9 protein-coding genes and 1 pseudogene are annotated in these 16,557 nt (G+C 45.0%); 1 reads left to right on the top strand and 9 read right to left on the bottom strand.

Going from position 1 to position 16,557, the window contains the following annotated elements:
• Nucleotides 1–16 precede the first annotated feature (16 nt).
• From yegS to ABWP91_RS00220, 7 genes are all read right to left on the bottom strand, one after another.
• Entirely contained in the window at nt 17–916 is a 900-nt protein-coding gene (gene yegS / locus ABWP91_RS00190) for a lipid kinase YegS (RefSeq protein WP_353241460.1), read from the bottom strand.
• A 439-nt stretch (nt 917–1,355) separates the two neighbouring features.
• Nucleotides 1,356–2,741 carry a prephenate-dependent tRNA uridine(34) hydroxylase TrhP gene (gene trhP, locus ABWP91_RS00195; protein ID WP_353241461.1) on the bottom strand — a complete coding sequence of 462 codons (1,386 nt, stop codon included), beginning with the start codon at nt 2,739–2,741 and terminating at the stop codon, nt 1,356–1,358.
• A 126-nt stretch (nt 2,742–2,867) separates the two neighbouring features.
• A complete protein-coding gene (gene baeR, locus ABWP91_RS00200) occupies nt 2,868–3,563 on the bottom strand; it encodes an envelope stress response regulator BaeR (protein WP_353241462.1) in 696 nt (231 codons plus the stop codon).
• Nucleotides 3,564–3,565: 2 nt separating this feature from the next.
• Nucleotides 3,566–4,954, bottom strand: a complete 1,389-nt coding sequence (gene baeS, locus ABWP91_RS00205) for an envelope stress sensor histidine kinase BaeS (protein WP_353241463.1) — start codon at nt 4,952–4,954, stop codon at nt 3,566–3,568.
• Nucleotides 4,944–8,045 carry a multidrug efflux RND transporter permease subunit MdtC gene (gene mdtC, locus ABWP91_RS00210; protein ID WP_353241464.1) on the bottom strand — a complete coding sequence of 1,034 codons (3,102 nt, stop codon included), beginning with the start codon at nt 8,043–8,045 and terminating at the stop codon, nt 4,944–4,946. The genes baeS and mdtC overlap by 11 nt, the downstream gene beginning before the upstream one ends.
• Nucleotides 8,045–11,167 carry an MdtB/MuxB family multidrug efflux RND transporter permease subunit gene (locus ABWP91_RS00215; protein WP_353241465.1) on the bottom strand — a complete coding sequence of 1,041 codons (3,123 nt, stop codon included), beginning with the start codon at nt 11,165–11,167 and terminating at the stop codon, nt 8,045–8,047. The genes mdtC and ABWP91_RS00215 overlap by 1 nt, the downstream gene beginning before the upstream one ends.
• On the bottom strand, nt 11,167–12,417 hold the full coding sequence (locus ABWP91_RS00220) for an MdtA/MuxA family multidrug efflux RND transporter periplasmic adaptor subunit (protein WP_353241466.1): 1,251 nt from the start codon (nt 12,415–12,417) through the stop codon (nt 11,167–11,169). Before ABWP91_RS00220 ends, ABWP91_RS00215 begins: the two co-directional genes overlap by 1 nt.
• Before the next feature lie 398 nt (nt 12,418–12,815).
• Between ABWP91_RS00220 and ABWP91_RS00225 the strand changes: the two genes are divergently transcribed.
• Nucleotides 12,816–13,106, top strand: coding sequence for a hypothetical protein (locus ABWP91_RS00225; protein WP_353241467.1), 291 nt, complete (start codon nt 12,816–12,818; stop codon nt 13,104–13,106).
• A 75-nt stretch (nt 13,107–13,181) separates the two neighbouring features.
• Here ABWP91_RS00225 and ABWP91_RS00230 read toward each other — a convergent pair whose 3' ends face one another.
• Both ABWP91_RS00230 and mgtE read right to left on the bottom strand, forming a co-directional pair.
• Nucleotides 13,182–14,537, bottom strand: coding sequence for an MFS transporter (locus ABWP91_RS00230; RefSeq protein WP_353241468.1), 1,356 nt, complete (start codon nt 14,535–14,537; stop codon nt 13,182–13,184).
• 588 nt (nt 14,538–15,125) lie between these two features.
• Nucleotides 15,126–16,406 (bottom strand): annotated as a pseudogene (gene mgtE, locus ABWP91_RS00235) (magnesium transporter); the annotation flags it as partial.
• Nucleotides 16,407–16,557 lie beyond the last annotated feature (151 nt).

Consider the following 16,557-nt stretch of genomic DNA (forward strand, 5'->3'; position numbering starts at 1 on the left):
CCTGATGTTACACTGTTTAGGTTAACAGGTGGCATTGTGGTGGTAGCCTGCACTGTAAGGCATTTGTTTGAACTTGAAAGGTAAAGGAATCGCCGGATAACGGCTCCCCATCAAGGTTTAGCACCATATTGTGAGGGGAAGAAATTTTTACCCACGTTAAACTTTTTTCAATTAAATGCTCATTTTTATCTGTTGAAAATAAATTGCTTATTAAGGCAGGTAGCACGTCTCGTGAAGGGACAATTAATAAATCAAGTTTACCATCGTTGATGAGCGCATGCGGCGTCAGTTGTTGCCCTCCACCTGCTTGTTTCCCATTACCAATTGCGATAACCAGCGTTTCACCCTCCCACGTAAAATTTTCTGATTCAATACGGCAGATATCGGTTTTCAGTGTGTCAGGGCGTAAAAGACCATTTATCACATAAGCGGCACCACCAAGCGCGGATTTCAGTGCTTCAGGGGTTTCTGTGGTGATCCGTGTACCAAAACCACCCGTCGCCATGTTAATAAAAAAGTATTTTTCATTAACCTGAGCAATATCGATATGAACCGCTTTACCTTTCACTGCTAGGGATAAGGCGGACTCAATATCTAACGGAATATTTGCACTGGTTGCAAAATCATTTGCGGTGCCCATAGGAAGGATGCCTAAAGTAGGGCGCTTTTCAGCTGGAAACTGCATGAGCGTACTTGCAACTGCATTAATAGTGCCATCACCACCTGCGGCAATCACAGTGGTAATGTTATTTTCGATGGCATCGGCAATAAAATCGTGGGTGTCTTGCATTTCCCATGGAATTCGCACTGTAATTAAATAATTTTCTTGGCGCAAATGGTCGATGGCTTTACGCAAATCAGGGTTATTTGATTGCTTGCCATTGAGAATAATCATAGCTGACTGATATTTAATCATAAATACTCATCCATATGGTTTATTATCTAAAATGAGTATAAGGGGGTTGCCGTTGGGAAAGGAAATATTTTATCTTTTTTACAGAAGGGAAGTCAGGGAGATAAAAGGTTTAGATAAAAGAAATGGCTAGCTCAAGGGAGATTGAGCCAGCCAAGGAGGTGGTTCCTAGTCTTATTTTATGACTTTCTAGTTCTTCGTTTTCGATAGTGACTATACGATATTGAATAACCAATTGATGTGATCTGTTGCATAAAATTGGATATTAAGTGCACTTTTAAAAGAAAATGTCAATAACGAGAATGATTCTCAAATAAGAAATGGCATTTAAAGTGAAACTGGTTTATCGATTACGCATAAAAAAGCCAAAAATTCAAATGATTAGATTACGAATTCTTGGCTAGATAATTATATATTTATTATCGAAACTTATCGCTAAGCATTAGCTTACAATGTGGTTCTCTGACTGAGGTTGGTGCGGGTCGCGCGTTGTTGCCCCTGCAAGGTTACGGATCAACAAACCAAAATTGACATCAACATCGTCAGGAATAGGCAAATACACAATATGGCCATTACCTGGTGCAACATCGATAGCGTCACCTTTGCGATTTGTTAAGGCATCGAGGGTAAACACGATATTGCCCGCAGGTGTCATCATTTCTAAGCTATCGCCCACGCTAAATTTATTTTTAACGTCCACTTCTGCAAGGCCATTGACGCGTTTACCTGTAAATTCGCCGACAAACTGCTGGGTATCTGACACGGAATAGCCGTATTCATAAGTTTGATAGGCATCATGAGTATGGCGGCGTAAGAAACCTTCGGTATAACCACGGTGAGCTAACCCTTCTAAGGTAGACAGCAACGTTGGGTCGAATGGTTTACCGGCAACGGCGTCATCAATTGCACGGCGATAAACCTGTGCAGTACGCGCACAATAATAAAAAGATTTAGTACGGCCTTCGATCTTCAGTGAATGAACACCCATTTTGGTCAGGTTTTCAACATGTTCAATGGCACGAAGGTCTTTAGAGTTCATGATATAGGTGCCGTGTTCATCTTCAAACGCAGTCATATATTCGCCTGGGCGTTTGGCTTCCTCAATCATAAACACTTTATCCGTTGGCGCGCCAGCACCCAATGTTGGGGCAACGTTTTGCACAGGGATAGGCTCATGAACATGAACAATGTTACCTACATCATCTTCTTTACCTTCTTCCACTTTGTATTCCCAACGGCAGGCGTTGGTGCAGGTGCCTTGGTTTGGGTCACGTTTGTTAATGTAACCCGATAACAGGCAACGGCCTGAATACGCCATGCACAATGCACCGTGGACGAACACTTCCAATTCCATATCTGGCACTTGCTGGCGGATTTCTGCAATTTCTTCTAAAGACAATTCGCGGGATAAGATCACGCGCGTCAATCCCATTTGTTTCCAGAATTTTACCGATGCCCAGTTAACCGCGTTTGCTTGAACGGATAAATGAATATCCATATCAGGGAAGGCTTCACGCACCATCATAATCAGACCTGGGTCAGACATAATCAGTGCATCAGGGCCCATTTCAATAACGGGTGTTAAGTCACGAATAAAGGTTTTTAATTTGGCATTGTGTGGTGCGATATTGACCACCACATAAAATTTCTTACCCAGTTCATGGGCTTCTTGAATGCCTTTGGCGAGATTTTCGTGGTTAAACTCGTTATTACGAACGCGTAGGCTGTAACGGGGTTGCCCTGCATAGACGGCATCGGCGCCATAGGCAAAGGCATAGCGCATATTTTTTAATGAACCGGCAGGGGATAAAAGCTCTGGTGTAAACATGGTTTGTCTCTATCTGATATCAAGTCAGCACCATTTCAGCGGAAATGGTGTATTAAGGGCGGTGATTTTAACGCTAATTGTGTCAAAAACCAAATATCCCTTAATAAAAGTACGTCTATTGAGTGTTTAAACGTCATCCCAACGGTAACCTAGTCCATAAATTGAACGAATAAAGGTTTTTTCGTTATCGAGTGATTCTAATTTACGGCGTAAATTTTTCACATGGCTGTCGATTGTGCGGTCTGTGACGACGCGATGGTCATCATAGAGAATGTCGAGAAGCTGATCGCGCGAGAACACGGTGCCTGAGTTATCGGAAAGAAACTTGAGCAACCGAAATTCTGCTGGGGTGAGTTCAAGCAATTTTGTGCCATAACGCACTTGGAACGCATTTTCGTCAATAATCAATTGTGTTGAATGATGGGATTGGGACGGCACAGCAGCAACTTGGCAACGGCGCAAAATAGTTTTAACGCGAGCGACCACTTCCCGTGGGCTAAAGGGCTTGCAAATATAGTCGTCAGCACCAATTTCTAGTCCTAATAGGCGGTCGATTTCCTCTGTTTTTGCTGTCACCATTACGATAGGCACATCACTGAATTTGCGTAATTCACGGCAAACGGATAACCCGTCTAAACCGGGCAGCATTAAATCCAATAATATCAGGTCAGTATGATTATTTTGTACATAAGGGATCACCTCATCACCGCGGCTTAATAAGGTGGGGTGGTAATTCGCCGCTTGCAGGTAATCAAACAACAGTTGGCCTAATTTAGGTTCATCTTCCACAATCAAAATATGGCCATTGTGACTTTCTGCCATGATCAAACCCCTTTTTCCTGAGATTGTATCGGTAATGTGATAGTGATTTTGACACCGCCAAGGGATGAAGGTGCTGCGGTGATGGTACCATTATGCGCTTCGACGATATTATAGCAAATGGCTAACCCTAAACCTGAGCCGCCACTGGCACGGTTACGGGAACCTTCCGCACGGTAAAAACGTTCGAAAATATGTTGGCATTGCAATGCTGTCAGACCCGGCGCGCTATCTTGCCAAACAATAGACAGCTGATGGTGTTGCTCTGTGGCATTAATGGTAATTTGCCCCTCTGGATCCGTATAACGCAGGCTGTTTTCCATCAAATTATAGAATAGCTGATTAATACGATCTGGGTCAGCAAACACAATGGCGTGCTCCATGAAGTGACGAGAAACTGTCAATTGTTGGTCTTCAATACGCCAATGGGATTGCCCAATAACCATATCCAGTAAAGGAATAATATCAATAGGTTGCTTACGGTAAATCAAAGAGCCACGGTCAGAAAGCGACAACTGATGCAAATCATTTACTAGCTTAATCAGCGTGTGGGTTTCATTGAGGAGTGAATTAATAGTTTCTGGTGTCGCTTGGCGTACACCATCTTGCACTGCCTCTAATTCACCGCGTAAAACGGATAACGGTGTGCGTAGCTCGTGAGAAATGTCTGCCATGTAATCTCGGCGCATTTGCTCATTTTTTTCGAGGGTAGAGGCTAGGTGGTTGAAATCTTTTGCTAATTGGCCTAATTCGTCTCGGCCTTCTTCAGGTACGCGAGTGGTAAAGTCACCACGCGCTAACTGGTTAGTGCCTTCAAGTAAACGTTTGATTGGCTTTAAAAAGCTACGAGCGAGAAAAATAGTGGCAACCAGCGCCACAAACAGGGATAGCCCTGCAATCACCCAGCTGGTATACAGCTGTTTACTGTCAAAGCGGCGGTCAAGGGCACTGCTGATACCGTCTTCATAGCTGGCAACCAGCCAACCCACAGTTTTCCCGTCATCGGTGATAATCGGTTCACGGATCACTTTGCTTGGCGGTGAGATTTCTTTACCAAAAATCAGTCTATCTTGGGTGTCATAGACCCAAAATATCGTCCGCCAACGTTGGCGCATAGGGCCACGGTGTTGCTGGTGTTCAACTGAGCGTAAAATGCGGAAAAAAGTGCGTTCATCGCCTAATAAAAAGCGCCAATTTCCTGTTTCTTGATATTGTTCAGCAAGGGCTGCGGATACCTGCTCGACCCGCTGTTGGTCATTTTCTTTAATATAATCAACAAACCCATGTTGGAAACTCATGCGCACGCCTTGGTGCATGATCACCACAAGTAACAAGCAGGTGGCGAATATTGCCAGAAACAGGCGGGTACTCACACTGTTAAACCTAAGCTTCATGGTGTTTCTCCGTTTTAAGGCGTGACGCTGTTTTTCTGCTTGCCCAACGTTGTCTTAAGCTATCAAAACTTAAATAGACCACGGGTGTGGTGAACAGCGTGAGCAGCTGGCTCATGATCAAACCGCCCACGATGGTGATACCCAGCGGTTGACGTAATTCTGCGCCATCCCCGCTACCTAAAACTAAGGGTAAAGCACCAAAAATTGCGGCCAAAGTGGTCATCAATATGGGGCGGAAACGCAATAAACTGGCGCGAAAAATGGCTTCTCGAGCGGTTAAACCCGCGGTTCGTTGGGCTTGGATCGCAAAGTCCACCATGATGATGGCATTTTTCTTCACAATACCAATAAGCAACATGATGCCAATTAGTGCGATTAAACTAAATGGTGTATCAAATAATTCTAAGGCTAATAATGCACCGACCCCCGCAGAGGGTAAGGTAGACAAAATCGTCAGTGGGTGAATGTAGCTTTCATACAAAATACCGAGTACTAAATAGACGGTGACGATAGCCGCTAAAATCAAAAAGAGCTGTGATTTCAAGGTTTCTTGGAAAACCTGCGCGGTACCTGCAAAGGTACCCCGTACCGTTGAAGGCACACCAAGGGCCGTCATGGTTTTTTCAATTTCCACCATCGCATCATTCAGTGTGTAGCCATCTGCCACGTTAAAACCGATAGTAGATGCGGCGGATAACCCTTGGTGATTTACACTAAGTGGCGCATTAGCGGGTTGCCAACGCGCAAAGTAGGAGAGGGGGATCGCTTGTCCGGTTTTGTTAATCACGAACATTTTATCAAGGGCGCTGACATCTTGGGTATATTCAGGCGCGACTTCCATTACTACTTTATATTGGTTCATGGCTTCATAGATGGTGGAAACTTGGCGCTGGCCAAAGGCGTTATTCAGTAAACTGTTGGCTTCACGTACGTCGATCCCTAATTGTGCCATTAGGTCTCTGTCATACGTGATGGCCATTTCGGCGCCTTTGTCTTCTTTATCGGAGTTCACGTCGGTTAACTGTGGAAGTTCACCTAACGCTTTACGGATAGCCGGCTCCCAATCTCTCAGTGCATTGAGTTCATCGGCAAGCAAGGTAAATTGGTAGCTGGCATTTGCTTGGCGACCGCCGACACGGATATCTTGCACCGGCATCATAAATAAGTTTGCCCCCGGCTCGTTGGCAAGCTTGGTGCGTAAACGGTTGATAACGGTCGCTGAATTTTCAGTGCGCTCCCCAAGGGGTTTCAGGGATATATACATAAAGCCACTGTTAACCCGGCTGCCACCTGTAAACCCAGTCACATTATCGATAGCAGGGTCTTCTTTGACCTGCTCCATAAAGCGGGTCATTTTTTCTTTCATCGATTGGAACGAAATACTTTGGTCAGCACGGACAAAGCCCAATACTCGGCCTGTATCTTGTTCAGGGAAAAAGGCTTTAGGAACCGTGATATATAAATAAACATTGAGCCCAATAGTGGCAAATAAAATGGCTAATACGCTGCGGCGGTGGTTTAACACCCAGTTCAGTGCAATGCCATAGCGTTCTTGAACCCACAGCAAAACACGGCCAAAGCCACGGTGCTTGGCTTTCACATTTTTTCCGCGTTTTTTGAGCAAATAGGCGCACATCATCGGGGTCAGGGTGAGGGAAACAACCAATGAAATTCCAATTGCGGTCGCAAGGGTGATGGCAAATTCACGGAAAAGCCGCCCTACCAGCCCATCCATTAAGAGGAGCGGGATAAACACCGCGACTAGGGAAATACTCATGGAAACCACGGTAAAACCGACTTCATGTACCCCTTTGACGGCGGCCATAAAAGGTTTCATGCCATTTTCAATATGACGGGAGATATTCTCCAGAACCACTATGGCGTCATCGACCACAAAGCCGGTGGCAACAGTTAGCGCCATCAATGAAAGATTGTTAAGGCTAAAGCCACATAAATACATGGCAGTAAAAGTCCCAATTAACGAAACGGGTACGGCAATAGCAGGAATTAAAGTGGCACGCCCAGAGCGCAGGAACAGCAGAACCACTAAAATAACCAGTGCGACGGCGATTAACAGGGCGCGTTCCACTTCCGCAAGGGAAGCACGAATGGTCGGCGTTCTATCCTGCGCAACTTTGAGGTCAATAGCGGCGGGGATCATGTCCCTAAACTCGGGGATTTCAGCCCGTATGCGGTTGACGGTTTCAATAATATTGGCGCCCGCTTCACGGCGAATAACAATCAAGATGGCAGGCTTGCCATCTGCCATACCTGCGGCACGGACGTTTTCAATGGAATCTTTTACATTGGCAACATCACTGAGCTTAACCGCATTACCTGCCTTATAGTGGACAATAATAGGGCGATAATCGGCGGCTTTTTTCAGCTCATCGTTGGTTTGCACCTGATAGCGTTTTTCGTTGTCGTTAATGTAGCCTTGGGGTTGACGCACGTTGGCACTGCTAATGGCTGAGCGCACGGCATCAAGGGAGACACCTTGGTTGAATAATGCGGTAGGGTTTAATTCAACACGCACAGCGGGGAGAGAACCTCCGCCCACAGACACTTCACTGACCCCTTCAATTTGTGCAATGCGTTGGGCAAGGCGCGTTGAGGCGATATCATAAATTTCCCCTGTCCCCATGGTTTGCGATGTCATGGTTAAAATCATGATAGGCGCATCGGATGGGTTCGACTTGTAGTAACGCGGACGACTTGGCATGCCACTTGGTAACAGGGTTTGGGCGGCATTAATGGCGGCTTGGACTTCACGGGCCGCATTGTTGATATCTTTATCGAGGTTAAATTCAAGGGTGATGGTGGTGCGACCCAGCGCGCTGCTTGAAGTCATCTCGCTGATCCCTGCGATACTACCTAATGAGCGTTCTAACGGGGTTGCCACGGAAGATGCCATAGTTTCAGGTGATGCACCAGGAAGTGACGCTGTCACGTTAATTACGGGGTAGTCCACTTGGGGAAGCGGTGCGACAGGTAAAAAGAGAAAGCTTAATGCACCGCACAAGGTGATCGCCACACTAATCAGCGTGGTAGCAACGGGGCGGCTAATAAACAGGGCAAAAAAGCGTTTCATTACGACACCTGCGCCTTATTCATTTGACGGCGTGCTTTTAAGTAATGTGACAAACGGTCAAATAACAAATAAATCACTGGGGTAGTGAACAGCGTTAAGATCTGGCTCATAATCAAACCGCCTACCATGCAAATCCCCAATGGTTGGCGCAATTCAGCGCCCACACCTGTACTGAGCATTAATGGTAATGCACCTAGCAGAGCAGCCATTGTTGTCATCAATATTGGGCGGAAACGTAATAAACAAGCTTGATAGATGGCATCGTATGGTGACATGCCTTGCTCTCGCTCTGCAGCAAGGGCAAAGTCAATCATCATGATGGCGTTCTTTTTCACGATACCAATCAATAAAATAATCCCTATTACCGCGATCACATCGAGGTCTTTTCCTGCCATCATTAAGGCGAGAAGTGCCCCCACGCCTGCGGTTGGTAAGGTGGAAAGGATGGTAATTGGGTGAATAAAGCTTTCATATAAGATACCCAGCACGATATACATCGCTACAATCGCGGCTGCGATTAGCCAAATGGTGCTGCTTAAGGCGGCTTCAAAGGCTAACGTTGCACCTTGGAATTGCGTGGTGATGGATTTTGGTAGCGAAATTTGTGATTCCGCGAGCTTAACCGCATTGACGGCAGATTCCAGCGACGCGCCATCGGCCACATTAAATGAGAAGGTAACGGCTGGGAATTGGTCAAGGTGATTAATCGCCAATGGACCATAACCCTCTTGAATATTCACTAAGGTGCTCAGTGGCACAATGGCCCCATCAGTGCCTTTTAAGCGGATATCATTCAGGGCATCCATCCCATCACGAGTTTGCGTATCATGCTCTAAAATGACGCGATATTGATTCGATTGTGTGTAAATGGTCGAGATCATGCGCTGGCCGAAGGCATTGTATAGCGCGTTATCGATGGATGACATGGTAATGCCAAAACGGCTTGCCGTATCACGGTTAACATTCACGTAAGCAACTAACCCTTTATTTTGCCAATCGCTACTCACGTCGGTCAATTCAGGTTGTTGCTCTAACTCACTCATCAACTTAGGTACCCACGTCGATAACTCATCGAGGGTACTGGCTTGCAGGGTGAATTGATATTGAGTACGTGCAACTTGCGTATCAATAGTTAAATCTTGCATCGGTTGCAGGTATAAATTCACCCCAGCAATGTTATCAACGGATTGTTGCAGGCGAGCAATAATGGCCACCACGCGATCTTCACGGTCATCAAGGGGCTTCAAGGTAATTTGAATGCGTGCGTTATTCAGTGTTGCGTTTGTACCATCGACGCCAACATAGGTTGTGACGTTGTCAACAGCAGGGTCGGCGAGGAGCTTGTCCGCGACTTCTTGCTGTTTTTGCGCCATTGCAGAAAATGAAATTGACTGCCGACTTTCAATGGAGCCTTGGATAATGCCGCTATCTTGTAATGGGAAGAAACCTTTTGGGATCCACATATACAGCAAAACGGTAAGTACCATGGTGCCGAGTGCAACAGACAGCGTGAGCCATTGGTGATTTAAAATTCGTTTCAGCCAGATGGCATAACCTGCCACCATACGGTCAAAAAATCGCTCACACGCTAACTCAAAACGGTTATGTTTATGCTGTGATTCTGGTTTTAATAACCGTGCGCACATCATTGGGGTCAAGGTGAGGGAGACTACCGCTGAGATCAAAATGGCGACAGCAAGGGTAATGGCAAATTCACGGAATAAGCGGCCAACAATATCCCCCATAAACAGCAGCGGGATTAACACTGCGACAAGGGAGAAGGTCAGGGAGATAATGGTAAAACCGATTTCCCCTGCGCCTTTTAATGCGGCAACCAGCGGTTTATCTCCTTGTTCTAAATAGCGAGAGATATTTTCGATCACCACAATCGCATCGTCCACCACAAAGCCGGTGGCGATGGTTAGCGCCATTAACGTCAGGTTATTCACGGAAAATCCGCAAAAATACATCACCGCAAAGGTGCCCACTAATGAAAGGGGAACCGCAATGCCAGGGATTAACGTGGCAATGCCGTTGCGTAAAAAGAGATAAATAACCATAACAACCAGCGCGATGGCTAACATCAACTCAAATTGTACGTCGTTGACTGATGCGCGAATGGTGCTGGTTCTATCCGTTAAGATATCGACATTAACGGATTTAGGAAGGCTTTCAATAAGTTCAGGCAATAATGTGCGAATAGTATCCGTGGTTTCTATGACGTTTGCACCGGGTTGGCGCTGAACGTTAATCACGATAGCTTGCTCGTTATTTGCCCATGCCCCTAGATAGGCATTTTCGGCACCTTCTTTAATGGTCGCAATATCCCCAAGGCGAACGGGGGCACCATTTTGGAATGCCACAATTAACTTGCGGTAATCTTCAAGGGATTTCATTTGGTCGTTGGCAGAAAGGGTCACTGCGCGTGTTGGGCCGTCAAAACTCCCTTTAGCTGAATTGACGTTGGCATTATTAATGGCGACACGGATGGTTTCGCTGTCCAGCCCTTTGGCGGCCATCGCTTGTGGGTTTAGGTTCACGCGAACAGCAGGGCGCTGGCCACCCGCGAGCGTCACTAAACCAACGCCATTAACTTGGGAAATCTTCTGCGCAATACGCGTTTCAATAATATCTTGCACTTGAGTTAACGGCATCGCATCGGATGTGACTGCTAATGTTAAAACAGGCGGATCCGCGGGGTTCACTTTGTTATAAATAGGGGGATACGGTAAATCTGATGGAAGTAGGCTGCTGGCGGAATTAATCGCGGCTTGTACTTCTTGCTCGGCAACCTCTAATGGCAATGAAAGCTGGAACATCAAGGTGATGACGGACGCACCACCTGAGCTCTGAGATGACATCTGTTTTAAGCCTGACATCTGCCCAAATTGGGTTTCAAGGGGAGCGGTAACCGCAGAGGTCATCACATCAGGGCTTGCACCGGGGTACAAGGTTACAACCTGAATTGTTGGGTAATCGACCTCAGGTAAGGCGGAAACAGGTAAGAAGCGATAGCCAATGATCCCTGCTAATAAAATTGCCACCATAAACAAGGTGGTCGCAACAGGGCGTAAAATAAATAGGCGAGAAGGGCCGCCACCTTTCAACATTTCAGGCCGCATTACGCTTTCTCCGCGCTAGACGGTTTACCTTTGCGAGGTTCTTTGTCTTTTTTGGCTAGGCTTTCTGGGGTAACGACCTCAACAGTAGTACCATCAGTGAGTTTATCAACACCGTCTGTAATGACTTTTGTATTGGCAGCTAAACCACTTTCAATCACCACTTGTTGGCTATCTTGCATACCCACTGTTACTGTATGCTTACTGACTTTATTATCCTCACTGAGGATCCACACATAATGGCCTTCATTACCCATTTGCAATGCGGCGGTAGGGATAACCACTGCATTTTGCAAGGTTTCAACCTGCATCTTCACATTAACAAATTGGTTCGGGAACAGTTTTTGTTCCTCATTGGTGAAGCGCGCTTTAATTTTTAATGTGCCTGTAGCTGCATCAATTTGGTTATCGGTACTGAGCAATTCGCCACGGGCAATCAGTACAATATTATTGCGGTCCCACGCTTCAATCAGCACATTTTTACTGGTTGCTTGAGCTTGTTGGATTGCTGGGATGTCCCCTTCAGGTAACGCAAAAAGCACATCCGCAGGCTGAGTTTGGGTGATTACCACAATCGGTGTCGAAGTCCCAGAGGAGACAAAATTCCCCACATCCACTTGCTTTAACCCTACACGGCCTGAGATAGGGGCGGTGATTTTGCTGTAGGTTAATTGCAATTTGGCGCTATCAACCGCGGCTTGGTCAACTTTAATACTGCCTTGGGCTTGCAGCACTAACGCACGCTGGTTATCCAGTTCTTGTTGTGAAATGACTTTTGTGCCCGCTAATTTCTGGTAGCGCGCTAAATCCAATTGGGCATTGGCAAGCGTCGCTTTATCTTTTGCGAGCTGGCCTTCTGCTTGGGCTAATTGTACTTCAAACGGGCGAGGGTCAATTTGTGCCAGTAAATCCCCGGCATTGACATATTGCCCTTCGATGAAATAGAGCTTCATCAATTGGCCTTCAACGCGGCTAGTGACAGTCACCACATTGGCCGCTTGAACGGTTCCTAAGCCTGACAAAAACCGTGGTACCACTTTTTGTTCTGCAACAGCAAATTGCACAGGCGCTAAAACGCGGGGCGGACGGCCCATTGCACTGCGTTGTGAATTGGGTTTGGCAACGGCACTTGAGTTAGGCGTGCTTGTCGGTTTTTCTTGATTGTAAAAATACCAAGTGGCTCCGGCTGCCACAATGATGGCAACAAAAATAGCAGAGCGAGTAAAAGATTTGCGGCGATTTTGCTTATTCATTTTTGGTCATTCGCTTAACTCAAAAGAGTGGATAAAATTAGTCTGGCTTTGAGGCAAAAAACTAACTGAAAAGAGTCAGTTACACATACTAATAGTTTAGCCTTATAGGCACAAAGAAAAATGGAGGAATTATGAATAAGTGTCAATTTATGTGGCGGGAAATACAGGGATTTGTCATGTAAAACGGACAAATTGTTTTTAGGACAATCTTCAAGATTTCAAATGAGAAAAATTATCATTTAAATTCAGTTGATTATGACTTTTATATATAATTTGAATATGAATTATATCTGTTTATATAAATAATAAATTAGTTAAAAAAGAACAAAAATACTATTGTGTCCACGTGTTCAGCACAAAAAATTAACTTAACTCAATATAATAAAAGGATTTTATTTATGGCGTTACTCGATATGATGAACATCGCTGAAATGGCGTATGAAATTGCAAATACTGCAAAAAGTAAAACTGAAAAGGGCGCAGTTACCGCAGGTTTAGACGCTGAAATTGCAGAAATTGGCCGCGGCTTCCAAGGTTTCTTTAATCAAGCAGTAAAAGATATCCAACAATTAGAAGCATTGGTGTCCACCTCGGCACAATTTAAACAAGATGATAGCGTGGCAAGTCAAGCGCCTGTAGAGATTAATTATTTAGAAATGGCTTTTGCATTGCCAATCGCAACAATGTAATCAGTTAATAAATAAAAAAATGGCCTCTGTTTGAAATTCAACAAGAGGCCATTTCATTGATGTATAACAGATTAACTACTGAGTGGCACGGGTATTTAATACGGGTGCACGATCATCCGTTAAGTTTTCTTTCGCTGTCCAACCTTTCCAAGACAGTGGTAAGAAGGCAACGGCAACCGCTAACAATGACACACCGGCGACATAATACGCGGGAGCCATGTGAGACTGTTGCAACCATGCGCCTGTTAAGATTGGGGTTAATCCACCAAAGATGGCGTAGGCAACGTTATAAGCGAATGACAAACCTGAATAACGGATTTCAGGTGGGAATGCACGGGTACTGATAATTGGTGTGGTCGCAATCGCACCAACAAAGAAGCCCATCAAGCCATAGTTAAAGATTAATGTACTGGCCGCAATATCCGTTGATAACGACGAATAGAAATAAATCGCGGTGACAGCCAAGCCGCCCCATGACAAGGTCATTGACGTACGTGTCCCCGTTTTATCCCCTAACCAACCCCAGAAAATACAGCCTAAGGTTAAGGTTAAAGTGGCGGCACAGTTTGCTTGCAACGCAATATTACGGTCAATATTGTAGATGCCTTTTAAAACCACGTCTGGCGTCATCAAAATCGTTACAACAATCGCGGTGGATAATGACCAAGTCAGTGCTGCGGTGATCATGCAGGCTTGTTTATGGGATTTAATAACGGTTTTTACCGGTAATTCTTGGGATAACGCTTTCTTCGCCGCTAACTCTTTAAAAATAGGCGTTTCTTGCAAGAAACGACGTAAATACACAGAGATAAAGCCAAAGATACCGCCCAAGATAAACGGAATACGCCATGCAAAATCATGCACTTCAGCAGCGGTATAGGTGCGTTCGATAATAATCGCAACGATCGAGCCCAGTAAGATACCACCGGTGATCCCAGACGTTAACGTACCAACACCTAAACCGTAGCGTTGTTTCGGCGTATGTTCAGCGATAAATACCCATGCACCTGGCATTTCACCCCCGATAGCGGCGCCTTGCATAATACGCATTAACAATAATAACAGCGGCGCTGCGGCACCAATTGTTTCAAATGTTGGCAAGAAACCGATGACAAACGTTGGAAATGCCATCAAGAAAATACTTAAGGTGAACATTTTTTTACGGCCAATTTTGTCACCAAAGTGAGCCATAATAATGCCGCCAAGTGGGCGAGCAAGGTAACCTGCCGCAAACAAGCCAAGTGTCGCCATTAGCGCGAGAAATTCATTATCCCCAGGGAAAAAGAGCTGAGAAATAATTTTCGCGTAAAAGACGAAAATAACGAAGTCATAAAATTCTAGTGTGCCGCCTAAAGAGGACAAGCCTAACGTTTTATAATCTTCTTTGCCCAACGGTCGCGCCGAGGGCTGGCTAGCTGTTTGCGATGTCATAGTACTATCCTTCTCAAATACCTGAAAATACCACGATGATATAAATTCAGGGTAACAAGCATTTACTCAAAATAATGAGCCAATATATTTATAGGGTGCAGATAAGAGGTCGAAAACGTTGGATGGGTATAACGTAGTTCAATACACAGTATCTTTTTGCATACTCATATTTATAGCAGGAAATTCTATATTCTGTAAACCGCAATACTCAAAACAAGCATGATATTCTCATTAGTTTCCATTGCCTGAGATTAACATCTAATGAGCCTATAAATAACCTTATATGATGTTAAGAATACGTATTTTGCAGAATATCGTATATTTAAAATGACGATATATTTAGCTGATTATGATTAATTTAATAATTTCTTACTATTTAATATAATGAAATAAGCACTAAATATAATTAATTGAATATTATTTTTAATGAATATAATAGATAAACACACTAATAAAATAATAAATACGTCGTAAAGTAATTTGTTTGTTGATTTTGATTTGGAATGTTTATGTGGTTTTGTGGGGAAATAGCAGAGTTTTATAAACCGTGCATGCTCTAAACTATCATTGAGCATGCACGAACAAATATTATACTAAGAATAGGGTAGCAAGACCGAGGAAAATAAAGAAACCGCCAGTATCGGTGATAGCGGTGATCATAACACTAGAACCAATAGCAGGGTCTTTGCCCATTTTGATCATAATTAGCGGGATAAGCACACCCATAATCGCGGCCATTAATAGGTTTAGTACCATTGCAAGCGTCATGACGGCCCCCATTGCAATGTCGCCATAGAGGAAATAGGTGACAACCCCCATGATGCCGCCCCAGACAATGCCGTTGATAAAGGCGACACCTAGCTCCCTGAGCATTAAGAAGGAGAAACTACCGCTTTGAATTTGGTGGAGCGCGATTGCCCTCACGATCATGGTGATGGTTTGGTTACCCGTGTTCCCCCCAATCCCTGCCACAATAGGCATCAAGGTGGCGAGAGCAACCAACTGGGAAATGGTGTCTTCAAACACACCGATTACGCGGGATGCAACGAAAGCCGTACACAGGTTAATAGCCAGCCATGTCCAACGAGTTTTAACCGCTTGGCCAACAGGAGCAAAGACGTCTTCTTCGGGGCTTAACCCCCCCATACGACGAATGCTGTTATCATTTTCTTCGCTAATGTTATCAACGATGTCTTCAACGGTTAGACGACCCATCAACAAGCCGTTACTGTCAACAACGGCGGCAGAAATTAAGTCATACCGTTCGAACGCGCTCGCTGCATCTTCCCCTTTTTCATCAGGTAAGAAGGTGACCGTATCGGTTTTCATCACATCCGCGACAATTTTATCAGGGGATTGCGTCAAAATGGTGGTTAAGGGAAGTTCCCCTTGCAGATAATTGTTGTTATCGACCACGAAAATTTTATCGGTGGCTTCTGGAATTTTGCCGCGTTGACGCAGATAACGTTGAACCGTTTTTAACGCCACATTTGGGCGGACGGTAACGAATTCGAAATCCATCATTTGACCAACGCTGTCTTTTGCGTATTGTAAAACTTCGCGAATACGACTGCGTAGGCTTGGTTCTAAATAGGTGAGTAGGCGGCGCATGGTGTCGCGCGGCAGGTGTTCGGCAATATAAGCTTGCTCATCCACATGTAGGCTAGCCACTGCGCGAAGCAGTTCTCTATCTGACATGTCTTTAATCAGGCTGTCCCAGACAGAGACTGAAGCCTCAACAAGTACTTCACCGCGCTCGTTATTATCAACCAAACGCCATAAGGCGAGACGCTCATCGTAAGGCAGCATCTCTAAAATGTCGGCGATATCCGCGGTGTGTAAATCAAGGAGTAATTCTTTAACAGTACTGATCTTTTCACTAATTGCTTTGTCATCAATACTGACGTGTTGATCATTTTCAACAAGCGCATGGACGAATTCTTCGTCATCTAAAAAAAGCGTCAGGATCTGCTGGCGAATGTGTGCCAGCTTTTGTGAGTGCGGGTTAACCATTGGCCCC

Origin of the sequence: Providencia sp. (assembly GCF_040396775.1) — a bacterium.
Taxonomy (GTDB): domain Bacteria; phylum Pseudomonadota; class Gammaproteobacteria; order Enterobacterales; family Enterobacteriaceae; genus Providencia.

What these genes read in the sequence shown, in the direction of transcription:
- trhP (WP_353241461.1), bottom strand. Translation starts at nt 2,741, where the DNA reads ATGTTTACACCAGAGCTTTTATCCCCTGCCGGTTCATTAAAAAATATG.
- yegS (WP_353241460.1), bottom strand. Translation starts at nt 916, where the DNA reads ATGATTAAATATCAGTCAGCTATGATTATTCTCAATGGCAAGCAATCA.
- baeR (WP_353241462.1), bottom strand. Translation starts at nt 3,563, where the DNA reads ATGGCAGAAAGTCACAATGGCCATATTTTGATTGTGGAAGATGAACCT.
- ABWP91_RS00230 (WP_353241468.1), bottom strand. Translation starts at nt 14,537, where the DNA reads ATGACATCGCAAACAGCTAGCCAGCCCTCGGCGCGACCGTTGGGCAAA.
- ABWP91_RS00215 (WP_353241465.1), bottom strand. Translation starts at nt 11,167, where the DNA reads ATGCGGCCTGAAATGTTGAAAGGTGGCGGCCCTTCTCGCCTATTTATT.
- ABWP91_RS00225 (WP_353241467.1), top strand. Translation starts at nt 12,816, where the DNA reads ATGGCGTTACTCGATATGATGAACATCGCTGAAATGGCGTATGAAATT.
- ABWP91_RS00220 (WP_353241466.1), bottom strand. Translation starts at nt 12,417, where the DNA reads ATGAATAAGCAAAATCGCCGCAAATCTTTTACTCGCTCTGCTATTTTT.
- baeS (WP_353241463.1), bottom strand. Translation starts at nt 4,954, where the DNA reads ATGAAGCTTAGGTTTAACAGTGTGAGTACCCGCCTGTTTCTGGCAATA.
- mdtC (WP_353241464.1), bottom strand. Translation starts at nt 8,045, where the DNA reads ATGAAACGCTTTTTTGCCCTGTTTATTAGCCGCCCCGTTGCTACCACG.